Genomic DNA, 21,059 nt, shown 5'->3' with positions numbered 1-21,059 from the left:
GCCTGCGCGCCGTTGTAGTCCACATCCCACTGCAACAAGGCCGGCACGCCGATGGCAACCCTTGCCCTGGTGCAGCACCATTGCATCATGGCGCTCAATGACGAACTTTACGACGTGCTCATCGTGGGCGGGGGACCTGGCGGCCTGACGGCCGCCACCTACTTGCGCCGTTTCCGCCGCTCGGTTGCCGTGATCGACAAGGGCCACAGCCGCCTCTCGTTGATCCCGGTCAGCCACAACTACCCCGGCTTTCCCGACGGCGTAAACGGCGCCGAACTGCTCGAGCGCATGCGCACGCAACTGCGCCATTACGGCGGCGAAGTGCACGATGGCGAGGTGCTCGAACTGACCCGGTCCGGGGACCTGTGTTTCGTGGCCCGTACCAGCATCGGCGAAGTGCGCGCCCGCACAGTCCTGCTGGCATCGGGCGTCATCGATGGCGGCATGCCAATGGAGCGCTGGCACGAAGCCGTCGCCTGCGGCGCGATCCGTTTATGCCCGGTATGCGATGGCTACGACGTCAAGGGAAAAAAGGTGGGCGTGCTCGCGTGCGAACAAAAGCCCGTCAATCATGCGCTGTTCCTCCGCACCTACTGCGAGCACGTCACGCTGTTCGACCGTGAGAAGCAATCCGAATATTCCGATACCGACCGCGAGCGCCTGCAGGCCGGACAGGTGCGGCACATTGCCTCGCCCTGCGTCTGCGTTACCCTCACCGACGATATGAAGCCAGTCGTGCACACGGCCGATGGCGAGGAATTCCAGTTCGACGTGGTGTACCCCATGCTGGGGGAGACCGCCCGCTCAACCCTGGCGGTATCGCTTGGCGCCGAGGTGACCGACTGCGAGAAGCTGCTCGTGGACCACAAGCAGCAGACCACGGTGCCGGGACTGTTTGCAGTGGGCGACGTCGTGCGCGGCCTGAACCAGATCGCCGTCGCCACCGGACAGGCCGCTGTCGCAGCCACCTGCATCCACAATGCCCTCCCCGCCCGCTACGCTTGAATGCGAAGACAGCCTGGCGCCGCGGCAGCCTATTTGCGGTCGGCAGGTGGCGTTTCGTCGACGGGATTGACCGGCGCCGGAGTGGTGCCGGCCAGTGTGATGCGGCGCTGGATCTGCGCTGCCGCGGTCGCATCCCCTGCCGCCTCTGCGCGCTTGAGCTGCACGCCCAGCCACGCGAGCAGGGGCCGGCGCCAACCCTGCGCCGACGCCGTCTCGACGGCCGCCGAAATATCGGTCGGCCCGGCACGGCCGGCGCGCATCAGTGCCCCGGCGGCAACCAGCCGCGCCAGCGGATCCTCGACGCCGGCCGCCGTCCCGGATGACACCACCGGCCGGTGCTGCTCCGGCAACAGACTCGCGTCCAGACCATCCCATCGGCCGCCGATGTAGGCAGCGTATTCGCGCTCCGCGGGGGCCGCATCCTGCGCCAGCGCCGCGTAGCCTTCGCACGGTCCGAAATCGAGCGACGCGACCTGCGCCGCGCAGCGCACCAGCTCCGCACGCGCCACCAGGTCGGGCCGCCCGGTGCTGGCCACCTCGCCGCGCGCACGCGCAAACTCGGCCTGCGCAACCCTGCTGTCGCCGCGCAGGTAGGCGTTGCTGAAGCTGTTCAGCGATCCGTAGGCATTCGCCTGCCACGCCGGCGGCACCGGCTTGCTGGAGCATGCGGCCAGCGCGCACGCAGCCATGATCAGGGTGAGTCGCTTCATGGCAGCTTGATCTCCTTCTCGCGGGCGAATGGCCACTTACGGTTGATATCATCAACTAATTGGTTGATCTTGCGCAGGCTGGCATCGACCTCGCCGCGCAGGGCGCCGAGGTCCTGGGTTGCCGCGCGCGCGTTGGCGCCGACCGCCTGCGCCTCCACCAGCACCGCGTCGGCCTTCTTGAGCGTGTTGCTCGCGTCCTGCAGCACCACGTTCAGCTGGCGCACGCTGGCCTGGACATCGTCCATCAGCCCGGCCTTGCCGTACACGCGCTGGTCGGTCTTTGCCAGCAGCGTGTTCAGGCGCTCCACGGTTTCCACCAGCTTGCGCGCCTCGGCGTCGCTGCCCAGCGCACCGCCCAGCAGCCCATACTTGCCGCCCAGGCGTCCGGTGGCGCTCTGGATATTCGACAGGCTCTCGTTGATGCTCGAGCCTTCGTTCGTCATCGACACCAGGTTGTCGAGCAGCGTGCGCGCGCTCGCCACCAGGCGCGGAATCTCGGCCGCCGTGTCGCCACGCAGGACTTCGCGTTCCGCGTTGTCGGGCAGCGGCGGATCGGTCAGGATGCCGGAGAAGGCCTTGATTTTGGTGTCGCCGACCATGCCGCGCTCCAGCGTGAAGATGCTCGACGTGCGCAGCCATTTCGCGTCCTCAACCGGCACGTCGACCAGGATGCGCGCCTTGCCGTCCTTGCCCAGGTCGACCTGCTGCACGCGCCCGATCGGAAAACCAGAGAACGTCATGTCCATCCCGACCACCACGCCTTCCGAATCGTCCGCCAGCAGCACCAGCCGCTGCGTGGGCTGGAACACGCCGCGCGCGTACGCGATGTAAAGCAGGAACAGTCCGATCAGCGCTGCCACCAGCACCAGCAGGATGATCGCTTTCGCTTCCACGTTGGCGACCGGTTCCGGCGCCACCTCGTTTTGCGCTTGCTGCATGAATTCCCCTCAGATGTATTTGATCAGGAGCGACAGCGCCTCGATCAGGAACAGTACGACCAGCAGGCCGATGGCGCCCGGCTGCACGGTCGATTTGCGTTTGCGTCCGGTGCGCTGCAGCTGCAGCAGCGCAGCTGCCGGGATGACCGCGACGGCCAGGCCGAAGCCGACCGTCTTGGCGACAAAGCCGATCGTCACCACCGGGTCGAACACCCGTCCCACCGTGCGCGTGTAATAGCCCATGCCCCAGGGCGAAAAGCCGTACACCACCAGGTAGGCAAGGACCAGCACCACCACGCTGCTGACCATCGCCAGGCTCAGGACCGAAAAAGTATTGGCCACCACCTGCGGCACCAGGTCGCGCCGCAGCCGGTTCTGCGCGGCGGCCGAATCTCCCGGCGACAGGGACGCCGCGGCCAGCGCATCGGCGGCGTTGAAGGCAAGGCCGGCGCGCAGCGCCACGAATAGCGCGGCGGTCAGCGGAATGATCTCGAGCACCAGCACCCGCACCACCATTTCCAGCGCGAAGTTGGACAGGCCATAGCTGGCCGCCGTGACGACCACGATGCGGATCACGACCAGGCTCACCAGCGAGGCAAGGATGGTGAACCATGGCATGACCTGCCAGGTGTAGGCGTACATATAGCGGGCCGTGAGGACGCGGTTCTGGCGCGTATAGGTCGATGGCGAGAGCGCCATCACGATCGCGATCGCGCCCAGGTGCAGCGTGTACCACCACCCTGCAACGTGGCGCTGGGCAACCTTCCCCCATTGGCTCGGCTTTGCGTGCAGGAAAGAATGAGGATGCATTTTTGGAATCATACCTGCGTCCGGCACATCCGTGCGGCATGATTCGAAGCAAAACAGCTCAGGACGGCGCGCAGGGGGCCGTCCGCAGCAGTGCTTCAAGCTCGTGCGCCGGAACCGGGCGGCTGTACAGGAAGCCCTGCATTTCGTCACAGCCGTATGCCTGCAGGATGCGGGCCTGCTCGTCGGTCTCCACGCCCTCGGCCACCAGGGCGAAGCCGAAGGCGTGCGCCAGCCGCGTGATCGCTTCCACGATCGCGGACTCGGGCGAGTCGCCCTTGAGCGCCTTGACGAAGGACTGGTCGATCTTGAGCATGTCGAACGGGAAGCGCTGCAGGTAGCTGAGGCTGGAATATCCGGTGCCGAAGTCGTCGATCGCGACCTTGACGCCCAGCGCATTGATGCTGCGGATCAGCGTCTCGAAGCGCTGCGTATCGGCCAGCATCTGGCTCTCGGTCATCTCGATCTGCAGGTAGCGCGGCTGCAGTCCGGTCCGCTCCAGCACTCCGGCAAGGAAGGCGGGGAACTGGTCGATCTGGGCGTTGGCCGCCGACAGGTTGACAGCGACCGGCACCGCCGGCAGCCCCGCGTCTTGCCAGGCCTGGTTCTGGCGGCACGCCTCCTCCAGCACCCACTGGTCGATCCGGGTGATGAGTCCGCTGTCTTCGGCCACTTCGATGAAGTCGGCCGGCAGGACCAGCACACCGTCGGGCCGCTGCCAGCGTACCAGCGCTTCCATGCCGGTGATCGCGCCGGTCGATGGCGCCACCTTCGGCTGGAAATGCAGCACCAGTTCGTGGTTGCGCAGGGCCTGGTGCAGGGCCGTCTCCACCGCCAGTCGGCGGTCGGCCAGCGCGCTGATCTCGGGGGTGAAGAAGTGATACTGGTTGCGGCCGCTGCGCTTGGCGCGGTACATGGCCGCGTCGGCATGTTTCAGCAGCACGCCGGGATCGTCGCCGTCCTCCGGGTAGAGGGCGATCCCCACGCTGGCCGTCAGGTTGAGCTCCAGGTCGCCGATGTGGAACGGCGCGCGCACCTGCTCCAGGACCTGCTCGGCCACGCGGATCGCGTCGCTGCTGCTGCGGATCTCGGGCAGCAGGATGGTGAACTCGTCGCCGCCCTGGCGGCTCACGGTATCGGCAGTTCGCACGCAGGCGAGCAGGCGCTGGGTGACCTCCTGCAGCAGGATGTCGCCGGCCTCGTGGCCGAGCGCATCGTTGATGTGCTTGAACCCGTCCAGGTCGATGTACAGCAGCGCCAGTTCGACATCGCGCCCGCGCGCGTGGTGCAGCGCCTGCGACAGCTGCTCGTACAGGAGTGCCCGGTTAGGCAGGCTGGTGAGGTGGTCGTGGCGGGTCAGGTGCGACATCTTCACCTGCATGGCGCGCGCCTCGCTGACATCGTGGAACACCATCACGCCGCCGACAACCTGCCCGGCCCGGTCATGCACGGGCGCGGCGGCATCCTCCACCATCAGGCGGTAGCCGTCGCGCCGCACCAGTTCGGCGTCCATGCTCAGGCCGACGCGGCGGTTCGCATGGATCGCCGCGCCCAGCGGGCACGGCAAGGTTTCCCCGCCCGACTGCGACACCAGCCGGAACACCTCGTTCACGGGACGGCCCCGCGCTTGCGCAGTGGGCCATCCGGTCAGCGTTTCCGCTACCGGATTCAGGTAGGTGACGCAGCAGTAGATGTCGGTCACGATGACCCCGTCGCCGATCGAGCCGAGCGTCACCTCTGCGCGCTCCTTCTCCTCGAACAGGGCCGCCTCCGCGCGCCGGCGCGCGATGAACTGGCCGAGCAGGCTGCCGACCGTTTCCATCATCGCCAGCAGGCCGGGGTCGGGTTCGGTCTTTTGCCGCGAGAAGAACTCCATCACGCCCAGCAGGTCGCCGCCGGCCCTGACCGGCAACGCAAATCCGGACCGCAGGTGCGCCTCCCCCGCCTCGCGCTTGCGCACGAAGCTCTCGTCCGCCGCGATGTCGCTGACCCATACCGGCTGGCCGCTGCGCAGCACGCGGCCACCCAGGCCCTCGTCCGGCGCGAGTTGCAGCGCCCGGGTGGCTGCCTCGAACGGTGCATTGGCGCTGTCGGCGCTCCAGAATTCGCAGCAGTGCAAGCCGCCTTCTTTTTCATCGCGCATCCAGATGGTTCCGGTGCTCCACCCCAGTTCGGTGCAAATTGCCCGCAGCACCCGCGGCGCCGCGTCGGCCAGCGTGGCCGACCTGACCAGCGCCGCGGCAGCCGCCTCCTGTGCGGCCAGCCGTTGCAAGGCTACGCGGCGGCTGCTGATCTCATGAACGAAGGAATGGAAGCGGCGTTCGCTCCCGGTTCCCGTCGCCCAGATGATCAGCTCGACCGGAACCGCGGTTCCATCGCGCTTTTGCAGGACCGCCTCCATGCGGCGGTTGAGGAAACGGGTCCTGCCACTGGCCAGGTGGCGCACGAGACCGCTGCTACGGGGACGGCCGGCGCGGGACGGCAGCAGCAGCTCCAGCACCAGGCGGCCGAGCGCTTCGTCGCGCGGCCAGCCGAAGGTCGCTTCGGCCTCCCGGTTCCAGTCGACGATGCGCCCGGCCGGATCGATCGCGATATAGGCATCGCGCGCCGTTTCGAGGATGCTGCGCGCCTGTTCCTCGCTTTCCCGCAGCGCGTGCTCGCTGCGCGCCAGTCCGGCAATCGACTCCTGCAAGGCGGCGTTACTGTTGCGAAGCTCGCGCGTGCGTTGCCGCACCTCCCGCTCGATGGCCACGTTGCGACCGGTGATGACCAGCAGGAAAGTGCTGAACAGGCCGGAGAGCAACAGGGCCGCGACCCGGGCGCTCCACGCCATCGGCGAACGGTACGGCAGCGGATTGTTCTCATCGAGCGTCACCGTGAGTTCCCAGCGCCGGTCCCCCACAGCCACGAGGGCCTGGTGGACGGGACTCGCGCGCGCGGCGGCGAGGCGCTGCAGCCGCGGCGCGGGCGGCCCGGAGGACGGCGGCAGCTCGACCAGCAGGCGTGCAGCTGGGCCGGCGCCGGGGTCCTGCAGGCGGATGTACAGGCCGGCCGTATCGATCTGGCCCAGGAAGTCGGCCATCATCAACTCCACCCTGAGCGCAGCCCCCACATAACCGCGCAGCGCGCGCTGGCGCTGCTGCACCGTTGCGCGCGGCTCGCCCGGCCGGTAGGCTGCCGCAATGATGAGGATGCTGCGCTGGCTGGCCCTCGGCGGCACCAGGTAGACCAGCTCGCTGGTGGCGGGACGCCCGCTGTCGCGCGCCTTCTGCAATGTGGCGCGCCGCACCGGATCGGACGCCATATCGAAGCCGATGCGTTCCAGGTTACTCCTGACCGGTTCCATGAACGTGACCGGCACATATTCGGGTTGTGCCGGGGCCGGAACGAGCGCGCCGTGCGCATCCAGCACGCGGATCCCGTACGGCGCATAGCCTTCGGCCCGCAACGCGCGTTCATATCCGGCCCGTTCGTCGGCCGTCAGGTACGGGCTCCACCAGATCGCGTGCAGGCTGGGATGGCGCCGGAGCAGGTCTTCCACCAGCCGCCGGAAGCCGCTGCGGTCCAGCTTCACGTCGCTGACCGTCAGGAAGCCGGCCACCGAGTGCAGCGCTTCCGCGTACTCGGCCAGTTTCTGCCCCAGGTTATGGACGATGAGTTCGCTGCGCCGGTTGAAATCGGCTGCGACGCTTTCCTGGTCCAGCTCGCTGGTACGCCTGAACAACAGCGTGATGACGCCCAGCAGCACCAGCATCGGCAGGGTGGCGAGGACCTGGTGGCGCCTGGTGAGGTAGACGGCATCGCGCTTCCAGACCAGGTAGAGCGGCAGCACGATCAGCGCGCCGATGGTATCGGCAACCCACCAGGTGAACCAGTTGAAGTCGATGTCGCTGCTGGCGATCGAACCCGATGCCCACAAGGTCGCAACGCCGGCCGAGGCCCCTGCCAGGCAGGCAAGCGGCCCGCCCGCCACCAGGATCGCAATGATGCGGCCCAGCCCTGCCGGTTCGGTCCTGGCGCCGTCGAGATGCCGCACCAGGAACGCGCCCAGGAGCGCCTGCAGCGTCGCGCCCGTGGCCACCCCCAGGGCAATCGCGGCGCCCAGACCGGTGCCTGCGGTGGCATAGACGGTCGAGAACGTGAGCGCAAAGGAGCCGATCGTGACGCCCGGCCATGCGCGGTAGCCCAGCTGGAGCAGGCCGGCGAGCGCCAGGCCGGCAGGCGGCCATACAGACGCCGCGTAGCCCGGCGCAGCCGCCGACAGCAACGCAACTTGCCCAAACAGGACGTAGCCCGCAGCCAGCAGGATCGTGGCAACGGACCCCGGGGAGATCAGCGGAGCCATGGGCGGCGTTCGATCGCATAATGGAACGCCCAGTATATATCGCAGACGCCGCGCCCCAACACGCGCCTGGAATGGCCCGGCTTGCCTGCGGCCGGGGCGCGGCTTACTGGCGCCGCGCTTCCAGGACGCCGGGCACCTCACTGATGGCGGCAAGGGCCTTCTGCAGGATGGCGGTCGAGCCGATCTCCGCAGTGAAGACCATGCGCGCGACACCCTTGGCGCTTTGCGTGTTCACGCCCGTCACGTTGATCTTGTCGCGCGAGAAAACTTCGGAGATATCGCGCAGCAGTCCCTGGCGATCGCTCGCCATGATGAACAGGTCGACCGGATACACGGTGTCCGCCTTGGTCAGGCCCCAGTCCGCGATGATCACGCGCTCCGGCGCCTTGTTGCGCATGTCCGCGAAGTTCTTGCAGGTGGTGCGGTGGATCGAGACGCCCTTGCCGCGCGTGACGAACCCGATGATCGGGTCCGGCGGCGCCGGCTTGCAGCACTTGGCCAGCGCTGTCATCAGCCCGTCGGTGCCCACGATCAGCACGCCGGACTTGGCGCCCTGCTCCACGCTGGACGTGCGGCTCTTGTTGACCACCACCTCGTCCGGCACGGCAGCCGCTTCGCCGCTGTCGTGCAGCGCATTCTCGACGGTGCGCAGCGAGAACTCGTCCTTGCCGACCGAGACGAACAGGTCGTCCATGCTGTTGAAGCCCAGCTTGTGCGCCAGCGCTTCCAGGTTGACCGAGGTCTTGCCTTCGCGCTGCAGCGACTTTTCAACCAGCGCGCGGCCGTGGGCCAGCGTCTCCTGCAGGTCGATGGCGTGGAACCAGGCGCGCACCTTGGAGCGCGTGCGGCTGCTGACCGTGTACCCCGGACTGAGCCAGTCGCGCGACGGCCCGGCGGTTCCGGGCGCGCCCTTGGCGGTGATGATCTCGCAGGTCTGGCCGTTCTTCAGCGGCGTATTCAGCGGCACCATGACGCCGTCGACCTTGGCGCCGCGGCAGCGGTGGCCGACCTCGCTGTGCAGGTGGTAGGCAAAATCGATCGGGGTGGCGCCGGCCGGCAGTTCCAGCACGCGCGCCTGCGGCGTCAGCACGAAGATGCGGTCGTCCAGCGTCGCGGATTTGAGCTTTTCGACCCACTCGCGCTGCTGCTTGCCCTCTTCCTCGACCACGTGCTCGGCGACGTCGCTCTTCCACGCCAGCAGCTGGCGCAGCCAGGCGATCTTCTCGTCGTATTTCTGGCCCTTGAAGTTCGAGCCGCCCGATTCCTTGTAGCGCCAGTGCGCGGCCACGCCGTATTCGGCAAAGTGGTGCATCTCCTGCGTGCGGATCTGCACCTCCAGCGGCCGTCCGTCGTCGGCCGTGACCACCGTGTGCAGCGACTGGTAGCCGTTCGGCTTGGGACGCGAGATGTAGTCGTCGAACTCCTTCGGGATCGGGGTCCAGATGTTGTGCACCACGCCCAGCACCGTGTAGCAGGTCTTGACGTCTTCGACGATCACGCGGAATGCGCGCACGTCGTACAGCGACGAGAAGTCGAGCTCCTTGCCGCGCATCTTCTTCCAGATCGAATAGATGTGCTTGGGACGCCCGAACACGCTGGCCTGGATGCCCGACTCGGCCAGGGCCGATTCGAGCCGCTGGATCGACGCCGACACGAACGACTCGCGCTGCATGCGCTTCTCTTCCAGCATCTTGGCGATCTGCTTGTAGGTCTCCGGCTCGATCATGCGGAACGCCAGGTCCTCCAGCTCCCACTTGAGCTGCCAGATACCGAGGCGGTTGGCGAGCGGCGCGTACAGGTCGAGCGTCTCCTTGCCGTAGGCGTGGGTCAGCTCGTTGAAGATCTTGTGGTCGGCGAAGTAGCGCAGCGTGGTCACGCACGAGGCCAGGCGCATCAGCACCACCCGCATGTCGCTGGCCATCGCCAGCAGCATCTTGCGCAGCGACTCCAGCTGCGAACCGGCCTTGGCGTCGCGGCTGCCCTGCCCGACCGTCATGTCGCGCAGGCGGATCAGCTGGCGCATGCCGGACACCAGGTCGACCACGTCCTTGCCGAAGCGGCCCTCGAGGTTGGCGACCGCCTGCGGATCGGTCACGGTCAGCTCGAACACCAGGCCGGCAATGCGCGCATCGGCGTCGAGGTCGAGCGAGGCGAGCGTGCTGGCCACCCCGTGCGAGAACTCGAACGCATCCTGGCCGGATGACGCGACCTTGCCGCCGTAAGCTTCGCTTACATACTCGAGCGCCTGCGAGACGCGCGCGGCGTCGTCGGCATTCAAACCGCGCACGAGCTGCGTCGTGGCGCCACCGAGCGCCGTGACCGATACCATTGTCTTAGCGAAGTGCTGCGGTGACGACGATCTCCACCAGCACTTCAGGATTGGCCAGCCTCGATTCCACCGTCGCGCGCGGCGGTGTGTGGCCCTGTGCGACCCATTCGTCCCAGACTTCGTTCATTGCAGGGAAGTCCGCCATGTCCTTGATGTAGATCTGGCACATCAGGATGCAGGTCTTGTCGCTGCCGGCTTCGGCCAGCAGCCGGTCGACGTGGCCGAGCACTTCGCGCGTCTGGCCGCCGATGTCCTGCGAGGTGTCCTCGGCGATCTGGCCGGCCAGGTACACGGTTTCGTTGTGAATCGCCACTTCGGAGAGGCGGCGGCCTACGTGCAGTCGTTTGATTTCCATATGTCTCTCAACGATGGGCTTCAGCCCACCAAAAATTGTCGCGCAATCGCGATCTGGTCTTCATGCAGGAAGGTCGGCGCGTGGCCGACGTTCGGAATTTCCACTAATTGTGCCCGCGGGCCGCGCTGCGTCATGGCTACCGCGGTGTCATGCGACAGCAGGTCGGATTTCTCGCCGCGCACCAGCAGCGTCGGGCAGGTAATCGCATCATAGGCGGCCCACAGCAGCGCCTCGTCCGACTTGCACGACTCGGGCGTTACCGCGCGAATCGGCTCGGCCAGGCCCATGTCGTAATGGCGCACCCAGCGGCCCTGCTCGTCCTGGCGCAGGACGTCGCAGGCCAGCTTTTCCCATTGCTCGTCGGTGTGTTCGCCGAAGGACTGCGACACGTCGCGCACGAAGCACTTCGCTTCCTCGTAGGTCGAAAAGCGCAGGTCCTGCCCAATGTAGTCGCCGATGCGCGCCAACGCCGCCGCATCCATGGTCGGGCCGATATCGTTGAGCACCAGCTTGCGTACAGGATTGCCCGGCAGCGAAGCGAGGCCCATGCCGATCAGGCCGCCCATCGAGGTGCCGAACCAGTCCACCTGGTCCTCGTCCTGCGTGACACGGGCGATCAGGGTGACCATGTCGCTCACGTATTGCGGCACCCGGTAGAACTGGGGATTGGCCAGGCGGCCCGAGCGACCCCGCCCCACGGTGTCCGGGCATACCACCCGGTAGTGGTCCGACAGCGCGCGGGCCAGGGCGTCGAAGTCGTCGGACACGCGCGTCACGCCGTGCGAGCAGATCAGCACATTGCGGTTGCCCGGATCACCCCACTCCTTGTACGCAACGCGATGCAGCCCGGCTGGCGAGATGCACTGCACGGATTTCAGTCGGGGTTCGGTCATGGGGTCAATCCTTGATCCATTCGGCGGCGCGTGGCCTGTTTTGGTTCTAAAACTTCTGGCTCAAATGACATTTTACCGTTCGTTGCGCTTAGAATTCTACCGAAGTGTGCCAGAGGGCGCAGGCAGCCTGATATTCATACCAACCTAGAACAGGGATTTCCATGAACTCGACCATGTTAAGCGGTAAAACAGCACTCGTTACAGGCTCCACTTCCGGCATCGGCCTGGGCATCGCGCGCTCGCTCGCGGCGCAGGGCGCCAACGTCGTCTTCAACGGCTTTGGCGACGCGGGCCAGATCGAGGCGCTGCACACCGGGGTGGCGCGCGAGTTCGGCGTGCTCACGGGCTACCACGGCGCGGACATGTCCAGGCCGGAGCAGATCGAGGCGATGATGCAGTACGCGGCCGACCATTTCGGCGGCGTCGACATCCTGGTCAACAACGCCGGCATCCAGCACGTGGCCAACGTGGACGAGTTCCCGACCGAGAAATGGGACGCGATCATCGCGATCAACCTCACTTCCGCCTTCCACACCACCCGCCTCGCGCTGCCCGGCATGAAGGCGAAGAACTGGGGCCGCGTGATCAACCTGGCGTCTGTGCACGGCCTCGTCGGCTCGGCCGGCAAATCCGCTTACGTCGCCTCCAAGCACGGCCTGATCGGCTTTACCAAGGTGACCGCGCTCGAACTCGCGCACACCGGCATCACCTGCAACGCGATCTGCCCGGGCTGGGTGCTCACGCCGCTGGTGCAGAAACAGGTCGACGACCGCGCCACCCGCGATGGCCTCACGACCGAACAGGCCAAGAAGGCGCTGCTGGCCGAAAAGCAGCCGTCGGGCGAGTTCGTGACGCCGGACGAACTGGGCGCGCTGGCCGTGTTCTTCTGCAGCCAGGCCGCGAACCAGGTGCGCGGCGTGGCGTGGAACATGGACGGCGGCTGGGTGGCCCAGTAACATGCGCCCGGCCGAAATGGAGGTCGAAGAATTCCTCGCCAACCTGCCGGACGAGCGCCGTGATGCAGTGGCGGCGCTGCGCCAGGCGGTGCGCGAGCGCCTGCCGGAAGGCTTCCACGAAATCGTCGCCAAAGGCATGCTGCACTGGGTGGTACCGCATTCCGCCTATCCGGCCGGGTACCACTGCAATCCGTCCGATCCGCTGCCGTTCCTGAGCCTGGCGAACCAGAAGCACGCGATCTGCCTGTACCACATGGGGATGTACGCGGATCCGGAGTTGCATGCGTGGTTCACCAGCGAGTACCCGAAGCACTGCAAGACCAGGCTGGATATGGGCAAGAGCTGCGTGCGGTTCAAGAAGCCGGAGCAGATTCCGCTGGAACTGGTGGGGGAACTGGCGTCGAAGATGACGCCGGCGCAGTGGATCGCGCGCTACGAAAGCATGATTCAACGATAGTGCTGCGCTCGGGGACGGTCCTTGCCGGACCGTCCCTTCCCGCTAGCGGATGCTGCTGGCCAGGCGCGGCGACGACAGCAGCTTGCGGAACGCATCCCACTTCTGCTGGCGTGCCACCTCCGGATCCTTCGACGTCACGTGCCGCAGCACGTAGGCCTTCACCAGGTCCTTGCCGAGGTTGTAGTTGATGACATAGCCGCGCAGCCCGTCGTAGAACTTGATGCGCTGCTCGGCCTTCTCCGGCGGCGCCAGCTGCACGTTCACCAGCCATTCGATGGTCTGCGCCTTGGTCCACTTCCCTTCCAGGTAATTCTTGGCGGCGTCGTTGTCGGCATAGCTCAGCTGCGCGGTCAGCTTCAGCACCTCCGCATACTTCTTCGCCAGCGACGGATCGATGCCCGCCATCGGGTACAGCACCTTCTGCTCGAACGCCAGCCGCTCATCCTCGGTGAACGCCATTTCGATGCCGTAGTTGGCGCTGCCCTCGGCGATCAGCGACATTGGCGAATACAGCGGATACACGCTGAACTCGGTCCAGCCCTTACCCTTGACCAGCGCCTTCTCCAGCAGCGCGTTGTAGGCGTGGTGGCCCGGATAACCTTCATGGCAGCCCAGGTCGACAGCGCGGTCGATATAGATCGGGAACTCGGTGTTGATCTGGATGAGGCTCTGCGCGTTGCCCTTGTACCAGTTGTAGCCGCTCCACGGCTTGTCGGACACGAACTCCAGGACGAAGTTTTCGTTGGCCGGCAGGTCGATGTATTTGGCGCTGCGTTCGCGGCAGGCGGCGATCGAGGCGTCGAACACCGCTTTCAGCTTGTCCTTCGGGATCACGAACTTCGCGCGGAAGTCCTTCAGGCGCTCCGGCACGGAGCCTTTCCCCGGCAGCAGTTTGTCGATTTGTCCGACCAGCTTCATGTAGTGCGCGCGGTCGTAGTGCGGCGAGACGGCGTCGTACAGGCGCGCCGTCTCGTCGTCGAATGCGAACTTCTGCCCGCCCAGCATATCGATGCGGGTCAGCATGGAGCCGAGCTGTTTGCGCAGGAATTCGATGCGCAGCGCTTCATCTTCATTTGCCGCGCGCTGGCCTTCAAGGTCCTTCAGGGCGTCAGTGACATCGGCGCGGATGGCAGCGAGACCTTTCTTTTCCTTCTGTACCTGGTCCTGGATCTCTTTCGGGCCGTAATAGGCGTCCACATAGGACGCGTCGTGCACGCCGACGGCCAGCACTGATTTCATGTAGCGGTCGGCCACATCCTGGACGGTGGCACCGAATGCCGTGCCGGCGACGAGCATTGCTGCGGCGGCGAAGATCTTGGTTTTCATGCTGCTCCCTTGTTCGATGGATCAAAGCGAATCCGCATTATCCACCATCGTAATCGTTGTGCAATGGCAAACTTTCACGCTATAGGGCCGTCGCGCGCACGCCTCGAATCGTGCCGCCATATCTTGTCATTTCCGCATCGTATAATTCAATAACCCCCTATGAAAGGATCCTGATTTGATGTTCGGCACACCCGAGCCCATGGCGACGCCCCAGCGGGCCGACCTGCGCAATTGCGCAGATGAACCGATCCACATCCCCGGCGCTATCCAGCCGCATGGCGCCCTGCTCTTCTTCACCGCCGGCGGAGCGCTGGAAGGCTGGAGCGCGAATGCGCCACAACTGCTGGGCGCAGCACTGCAGCCGGGACAGGAATTGCCGGAACTCGCCCTGCCCGGAGAAGCGACAGCCCTGGTCCGCGAATGCCTCGACACCATGACGGAGGGCGAGAACCCGCCAGCCCTCACCAAGATCCAGCTCGACGGAGTGTCGTTCGACGTGGTGGTGCACGCCCACATGGGCCGCGCGATCGCCGAATTCGAAGTCGCCGACGCGGCCGACGCCGATGCGATGTTCGCGGTGCGCGCCCATACCTCGATAGAGCGCCTGCGCCGCCAGAAAAACATCCAGGACCTGCTCGACACCGCGGTCCGCCAGGTGCGCGAGTTCACCGGCTTCGACCGCGTGATGGCCTACCGCTTCCGCAGCGACGACAGCGGCGACGTGGTGGCCGAAGCGCGCCGCGACGACCTGACGCCCTATCTCGGACAGCGTTATCCGGCGGGCGACATCCCGCCGCAGGCTCGGCGCATGTACATCCTGAATACGCTGCGCCTGATCGCGGACGTCAATTACCAGGCGATACCCTTGCTGGGACTGCCCGGCGCGGCGCCGCTGGACATGAGCTTTGCCGTGCTGCGCAGCGTGTCGCCGATTCACATCGAATACCTGCAGAACATGGGCGTGGGCGCGTCCATGAGCGTATCGATCGTCATCAACGGGCGCCTGTGGGGGCTGATCGCCTGCCACCACATGTCGCCAAAGCGCGTTCCGCATTCGATCCGCATGGCGGCAGACGTGGTGGCGCAGGTGATCGCCTCGATGGTCCAGAGCATCGAGGCGCGCCAGCAGGCCGAACTGGTCGAAAGCGCGGCCACGGTACGTTCCGCGCTGGTCGAATCCCTGCTGCTGGAAGAAGATCCGCTCGACGCGCTGTCCAAGAACGCCGGCGCCATGCTCGCATGCACGCGCTCGCAAGCGATGATCGCGTCCCAGCACGGCCGGGTGATTTGCATGGGCATCGAGCAGGCGGCAGCGGAAGCTGTCGTCGCCTCGCTGCCGAGCGAGGCCAGCGACCTGGTCCTGCGCCAATGCGCCGCTGACTGGCCGGAGGCCATGCGTGCGCAGCTGGGCAAATGGGCCGGCATGCTTGGGATGCCGTTCGACCCGCCCAGCGGCGGCTGGTGCGTGCTGATGCGCGTCGAGCAGATCGAACAGGTTGCCTGGGCCGGCCGCCCGGAAAAGACCGACCGGCACGGCCCGATGGGCGAACGGCTGACCCCGCGCGGATCGTTCGAGGCATGGCACGAGACGGTGCGCGGCTGCTGCACTCCCTGGGAAGAGGGCATCATCGGCAACGTTCGCACCACGCTCGGCGAACTCGCGCGCGTGTCCAACACCCGCCGCGCGCAAAACGAGACCATGCGCGCGCAGCTGCTGGCGATGCTGGGACATGACCTGCGCGACCCGCTCCACTCGATCAATATGGCCGGCATCGTGCTGGAACATACTGGCGACGATGCCAGCAAGGGCGCGCTGGGCCGGCGCATCCAGTCATCCAGCAACCGCATGCAGCGGCTGATCAGCCAGGTGCTCGACATGAGCCGCATCGAACAGGGCGTGGCGCTGGGCGCCGCGCTCGAACGCATCGACCTCGGCGGGCTGATCGACGACCTGATGGAAGAGTCCAAGCTGGCCTATCCCGACACCCTGTACCAGTTCGAAAATGGGGACAGACCCCATTTCGAAAATGGGGTCTGTCCCCATTTACCCAGCGGGCCGGCGGCTGTGATGGGGGACCGGGGCCGTCTTGGGCAGGTGATCGGGAACCTGCTGAGCAATGCACGCCATCACGGCGAACAGGGCAAGCCGATCGAGGTCAGCCTGACCGCAGCGCAGGGCCAGGCGACGATCAGCATCGCCAATGCCGCGGCGCCGATCCCGGACCAGATCGCGGCAACCCTGTTCCGGCCGTTCAAGCAGACCTCGCTGAACAATCCGCTCAACCGCACCGGACTGGGGCTCGGGCTGTTCATTGCCCACCAGATCGTGCAGGAACACAAAGGCACGCTGGCATATGCCTACCGTGACGGCAAGGTCGTCTTCACGGTGACGCTCCCGCTGGCTTAAGCGCAGGGCGCGGCGGCGCCGCCAATTCCGCCAACCTGCCGATGCGCTGCGGCAGGACAGGCAAGCGCCACAACACCCGGTGGCCAGCGTGCGTCGCTGGCCGCGGTCCTGTTCTATCATCCGATGACGGGGGGCTAACAGGGGGTGCGTCATGGCTACTGTAAGAAAACCTTTCTATCGCGTCCTGTACATCCAGGTCCTGTTCGCCATCGTCGTGGGCGTAACGCTCGGCGCGTTCTACCCGTCCCTTGGCGAGGCAATGAAGCCGCTCGGCGACGGCTTCATCAAGCTCATCAAGATGATCATCGCGCCAGTGATTTTCCTGACAGTCGCCTCCGGTATCGCGGGCATGCAGGACATGAAGAAGATCGGGCGCGTCGGCGGCAAGGCGCTGATCTATTTCGAGGTGGTGTCCACCATCGCGCTGGCAATCGGACTCATCGTCGGCAACGTGGTCCGGCCGGGCGACGGCTTCAACGTGGACCCGGCCACGCTGGATGCGAGCGCGATCGCGCAGTACACCGAACGTGCAGAAGGCCAGAGCACGATCGACTTCCTCATGAACATTATCCCGGCCACCTTCGTGGACGCGTTCGCGAAGGGCGACATCCTCCAGGTGCTGCTGATCGCCATCCTGTTCGGCTTTGCGCTGGCGTTGCTCGGCGAGCGCGGCCGCGCCGTCACCGCCGGCGTGCACCTGCTGTCCCACGTCATCTTCGGCATGGTCGGCATCATCATGAAGCTGGCGCCAATCGGCGCATTCGGCGCGATGGCTTTCACGATCGGCAAATACGGTCTGGAATCGCTGCTTCCGCTGGCAAAGCTGGTCGGGACTTTCTACCTGACTGCCTTCCTGTTCGTGTTCATCGTGCTGGGCGCAATCGCGCGCGCAACCGGCTTTTCGATCCTGCGCTTCATCAATTACATCAAGGAGGAACTGCTGATCGTGCTGGGGACCAGTTCATCCGAAAGCGCCCTGCCCGCCCTGATCCGCAAGCTGGAAAAGCTGGGCTGTTCGGATACCGTGGTCGGCCTGGTGGTCCCGACCGGCTACTCGTTCAACCTGGACGGCACCAATATCTACATGACGATGGCGGCACTGTTCGTGGCGCAGGCCACCAACACCGACCTGACGCTGACCGAGCAGCTCACCATCCTTGGCGTGGCGATGCTGACCTCGAAAGGCGCATCCGGGATCACCGGCGCCGGCTTCGTCACGCTGGCCGCGACGCTGGCGGTGGTGCCCAGCATTCCGGTCGCGGGGATGGCCCTGATCCTCGGTGTGGACCGATTCATGAGCGAAGCGCGGGCGCTGACCAACTTCATCGGCAACGGGGTCGCCACGGTGGTGGTGTCGAAGTGGGAGCATGAGCTGGACCACGACCGGCTGGCGCGCGAACTGGCGCATCCGAGCCACCTGGAAGAAGACCCGGAGCTATTCCCCCACCCCGGCGACCCGCCCGGGCCGACCGGCTGACAGTGATCCCCGCGCACGCGGGGACGCAAACCGGGCGAAACAAAGGGTGCGCGGGACCCTACTGCAGCCGGAAAATCACATCGACATCCTGCGCATAGCGAATCGCCGCCACCAGCGTGTAGTCCACAGCGTCCGGCGCGGCGCGTGCACCCCGGCCGAGCGGATAGTCGACCGCGAAGCCGAATGTGTTGGACATGTTCTTGAGCGGCGAGGTCGCGACGCCGCTGGCCTGCCCTAGCTTGCGTCCCACGCCTCGCGCAACCAGCGCGGCCTTACGGCGCGCATCGGCAAGCGCCTCGGCCATCAGCGCATCCTTGATCTTCTCCTGGTCCGTGTGACTGAACACGACGGCGAATGCCGCGACGTTCTGCATCTTCGCGAGCGGCTCCACGATCGCGGCCCATTTCGACAGGTCGCGCACGGTGACGTGCACCGCGGCGGTGGTCTCGATCACCGGCGGCACGCCCGGCGTGGGCGCCTCGCCCTTGCGCACGCGCCGCGCGATGTCCTGCACCACGTAGTCGGCGGGAGCGATCCCGTGCTGGGCCAGCACCGCGCGGATCTCGGCCAGGCGTGCTTCGATGGTCTTCCACGCCGCGTCCGGATCGGTATCCATGGTGCTGATTTCGACGTCGAACTCGCCGGTGTCAGGATTGATCCGGACTTCGGCGGAGCCATCGACGTGAACGAATGGATAGGCCGGGATATCGGCCGCGTGAACGTTCAGGCCGAAGGCAGCCAGCGCCAGCGCCGCAGCAAATTTTCTCAACATGTGCACTTCCTTTCAAATGATCGCGGGGTTCAAAACTTGTGTTCGTACTGGATGCGCCACATGGGCTGCGCCGCCGTCCGTGTGCGGCTTTCCATGCTGCCGGCATCATCGGCGTAGCGAGACGCATTGGTACGGTCCGTTCCCAGAAGGTTGGAGGCGGATACGCGCAACTGGCGGCGCGGATCGAACGCGTACGCGGCATAGGCATCCAGGTCGCGCCGCTGTGACACGTAGCGGAACTCGGCCGCCGAGAGCCGGTTCCATCCGCCAGCCACCAGCGACAGGCTGGCGCCGGCGCTCACGGGGCCGCGCCGGTAGTCGGCGCCAACGTTGGCCGACCACGGGTTCTGGCCGGCCAGGCGGTTGTCCGGCCCCGGCACCACGCTGACGCGCGACCAGTTGCCGCTGGCGCTCGCGCGCACGTCGATCGCCGGCGCCCCGGCAAACAGGGCCTTCAGCGGGAATTTGGCCTCCAGTTCCAGGCCGCGCACAAGCGCTTCGCCCGAGTTGACCGGACTGGAAACCCATCGCTTGCCGTCGAACAGCACCGCGCTGCGCACCAGGCCATCGATCCTGCGCACCGATGCGCTGGCGGAGACCATGCCGCCGCCGGCCCAGAAGTGCTCATAGGCGAGGTCCGCGCCCACTGCGAGTTCCGGGCGCAGGCCGGGATTGCCGGTGAAGTCCGGGCTGACCGCCGTGTTGAACGAGGTCTGGAAAATGCGCGGGACAAGCTGGCGCAGGGACGGCGCCTTGTAGGTCCGGGTCAGCGCAAAGCGCAGCTGGTCGTTCCCGGATCCCGGGACCTTCCAGAGCGCCTGCAGAAGCGGGCTCCACACGCGCGACCTGGACTGCGACACAGCCGCCACGCTGCTGGTGCGCGTGTCCACGCCTTCCCAGCGCAAGCCGAGGTACAGCGACAGCGTGGACGTGGCCTCCCACTCGTCCTGCGCGTACAGCGCCATGCGGCGGATCGCGGCATCGAAGGTGTTATCGAAATCGACCGGTGCCGGGCCGAGCGCGGTCGGCACGTCGTCCTGCGCCTCGTGCTCGCGGTACCTGCCGTGACCCGCGTCCCAGCCGAGCGCCAGCGCATGTCGCTCGGTCCACGGGAACGACGCTTTGCCGGTCCACGACCAGCCACGGTCGCGCGTGTCGGTCGCGAAGCGCCGGTCCAGGACCACCTTGTCCGACTGGTTGCGCGCCAGCCGCCCCATGAAGCGCTCGTTGTCCTCCAGGTTCGCCTTGACCCTGGTACTCAGTTTTCCTGCCTCGCCGATGCGCGCCGTCCACTCGAGGTCTGTGCCCAGGCTTGCGAAATCGCGCGTGTAGCGCACGTCCAGGCGGGGATACGGATAGGGAGCACCCAGCTCCGTCGAAGTCCGCTCCCTGGTGTCGCCCTTGAAGGTCCCCGCCATGCCGGACATCTGCCAGGTGAGGCTCGCAGCATCCGGCAGTTTCCAGTGCAGGCGGGTGTTCACGTTCAGCAGCTCGCCGATATTGTCGCTGGCGACGCGCGTCGCACGCAGGCCGGCGACCTCGCCCATCGGGTTGCGCTCCTCGACCCGCTCGGAAGAATCCTCGCTGAAGCCGCTGCGGCCAAGCCCCACGCTGCCGGTGTAGTTGAACGTGTCGAATTGATCGGACAGGATCAGCGTTACGCCGGGCTGCGGATTGCCGCCATCGCCACTGAGCCTGGCCTTCGCCTCGCGCGATTTCTTGCTGGCGCTGCGGCGAAGGACCACGTTGATGGTGCCGGCGATGGCCTGCGTACTGAACTCCGCCGTTGCCGCGCGCAGCACTTCGATACGCTCGATCGCGTCGGGTGCCAAGGACTCGATCGCAAAACCGGCCGGCGGGCGTTCGCCGTTGACGAGGATTTGCGTATAGCCGCCGCCCAGGCCGCGCATGCGCACCTCGCCATTTGCTACCGTCACGCCGGGTAGCCGTTTCATCACCTCGGTCACGGAGGTGTCGCCATATTTCAGGATGTCGGCCCGCGTCACCACGATGCGCGTGGCGGTATCGTTGCGGCGCATCGACTCGGCATTGCCAGACACGGCGACCGTGGCAACCGGCGCGGGTGCCGCTTCCGGCGCCGCCTGCCCGTTCGCGCTTCCGGCAGCGAACAGGCCGGGCAGGAAAATTATGAACACGTTCGGTGCTGCTGCCATGCGCTTGGGTCTCCTAGACATCAGTGTCTAGTTCGATCATACAGGAAACCCGGAACGATCTAGACAGGTGTGTCTATGTTTCCACATGAGTACGAAAAATATAGACAA

15 protein-coding genes are annotated in these 21,059 nt (G+C 66.1%); 5 read left to right on the top strand and 10 right to left on the bottom strand.

The features are described 5' to 3' along the window. The first annotated feature begins 51 nt into the window (after positions 1-51). Positions 52-1,005 (top strand): NAD(P)/FAD-dependent oxidoreductase, encoded by a 954-nt coding sequence (locus ACFSQR_RS14735; protein ID WP_377730688.1) that lies wholly within the window; start codon positions 52-54, stop codon positions 1,003-1,005. Between the two features lie 29 nt (positions 1,006-1,034). Here the strand turns inward: ACFSQR_RS14735 and ACFSQR_RS14730 are convergent, their stop codons facing one another. From ACFSQR_RS14730 to ACFSQR_RS14700, 7 genes are all read right to left on the bottom strand, one after another. Then, positions 1,035-1,715, bottom strand: coding sequence for a hypothetical protein (locus ACFSQR_RS14730; RefSeq protein WP_377730687.1), 681 nt, complete (start codon positions 1,713-1,715; stop codon positions 1,035-1,037). Continuing rightward, the gene (locus ACFSQR_RS14725; protein ID WP_377730686.1) at positions 1,712-2,653 is read right to left on the bottom strand and encodes an MlaD family protein; all 942 of its coding nucleotides are present in this window, start codon (positions 2,651-2,653) and stop codon (positions 1,712-1,714) included. The genes ACFSQR_RS14730 and ACFSQR_RS14725 overlap by 4 nt, the downstream gene beginning before the upstream one ends. Before the next feature lie 9 nt (positions 2,654-2,662). Beyond that, on the bottom strand, positions 2,663-3,463 hold the full coding sequence (locus tag ACFSQR_RS14720; protein ID WP_377730685.1) for an ABC transporter permease: 801 nt from the start codon (positions 3,461-3,463) through the stop codon (positions 2,663-2,665). 58 nt (positions 3,464-3,521) lie between these two features. Then, a complete protein-coding gene (locus ACFSQR_RS14715; protein WP_377730684.1) occupies positions 3,522-7,805 on the bottom strand; it encodes an EAL domain-containing protein in 4,284 nt (1,427 codons plus the stop codon). A 103-nt stretch (positions 7,806-7,908) separates the two neighbouring features. Further along, entirely contained in the window at positions 7,909-10,134 is a 2,226-nt protein-coding gene (locus ACFSQR_RS14710; protein ID WP_377730683.1) for a RelA/SpoT family protein, read from the bottom strand. A 4-nt stretch (positions 10,135-10,138) separates the two neighbouring features. Then, positions 10,139-10,489, bottom strand: coding sequence for a RidA family protein (locus ACFSQR_RS14705; RefSeq protein ID WP_377730682.1), 351 nt, complete (start codon positions 10,487-10,489; stop codon positions 10,139-10,141). A gap of 20 nt (positions 10,490-10,509) precedes the next feature. Continuing rightward, entirely contained in the window at positions 10,510-11,382 is an 873-nt protein-coding gene (locus ACFSQR_RS14700) for an alpha/beta fold hydrolase (RefSeq protein WP_377730680.1), read from the bottom strand. A gap of 173 nt (positions 11,383-11,555) precedes the next feature. Here ACFSQR_RS14700 and ACFSQR_RS14695 point away from each other — a divergent pair, with 173 nt between their 5' ends. Together ACFSQR_RS14695 and ACFSQR_RS14690 are read left to right on the top strand one after the other, a co-directional pair. Beyond that, a complete protein-coding gene (locus tag ACFSQR_RS14695; RefSeq protein ID WP_377730678.1) occupies positions 11,556-12,338 on the top strand; it encodes a 3-hydroxybutyrate dehydrogenase in 783 nt (260 codons plus the stop codon). 1 nt (position 12,339) lies between these two features. Continuing rightward, positions 12,340-12,795 carry a DUF1801 domain-containing protein gene (locus tag ACFSQR_RS14690; protein ID WP_377730677.1) on the top strand — a complete coding sequence of 152 codons (456 nt, stop codon included), beginning with the start codon at positions 12,340-12,342 and terminating at the stop codon, positions 12,793-12,795. 42 nt (positions 12,796-12,837) lie between these two features. Here ACFSQR_RS14690 and ACFSQR_RS14685 read toward each other — a convergent pair whose 3' ends face one another. Then, on the bottom strand, positions 12,838-14,121 hold the full coding sequence (locus tag ACFSQR_RS14685) for a hypothetical protein (RefSeq protein ID WP_377730675.1): 1,284 nt from the start codon (positions 14,119-14,121) through the stop codon (positions 12,838-12,840). A gap of 178 nt (positions 14,122-14,299) precedes the next feature. On the opposite strand from ACFSQR_RS14685, the gene ACFSQR_RS14680 reads away from it, so the two are divergent. Next, positions 14,300-16,528 carry an ATP-binding protein gene (locus ACFSQR_RS14680; RefSeq protein WP_377730674.1) on the top strand — a complete coding sequence of 743 codons (2,229 nt, stop codon included), beginning with the start codon at positions 14,300-14,302 and terminating at the stop codon, positions 16,526-16,528. A gap of 151 nt (positions 16,529-16,679) precedes the next feature. Then, positions 16,680-18,005 (top strand): dicarboxylate/amino acid:cation symporter, encoded by a 1,326-nt coding sequence (locus ACFSQR_RS14675; RefSeq protein ID WP_377730673.1) that lies wholly within the window; start codon positions 16,680-16,682, stop codon positions 18,003-18,005. Positions 18,006-18,063: 58 nt separating this feature from the next. Here the strand turns inward: ACFSQR_RS14675 and ACFSQR_RS14670 are convergent, their stop codons facing one another. Both ACFSQR_RS14670 and ACFSQR_RS14665 read right to left on the bottom strand, forming a co-directional pair. Continuing rightward, on the bottom strand, positions 18,064-18,777 hold the full coding sequence (locus ACFSQR_RS14670; RefSeq protein WP_377730672.1) for an SIMPL domain-containing protein: 714 nt from the start codon (positions 18,775-18,777) through the stop codon (positions 18,064-18,066). Between the two features lie 29 nt (positions 18,778-18,806). Then, positions 18,807-20,951: a TonB-dependent receptor plug domain-containing protein gene (locus tag ACFSQR_RS14665; RefSeq protein WP_377730671.1), complete on the bottom strand. Its 2,145-nt coding sequence runs from the start codon at positions 20,949-20,951 to the stop codon at positions 18,807-18,809. Positions 20,952-21,059: the final 108 nt, after the last annotated feature.

It is taken from the genome of Pseudoduganella sp. GCM10020061 (genome assembly GCF_042683405.1).
GTDB lineage: Bacteria > Pseudomonadota > Gammaproteobacteria > Burkholderiales > Burkholderiaceae_D > Telluria.
Note: the sequence above shows the minus strand (reverse complement) of the source record. Positions and strands in the feature narration are given on the sequence as shown.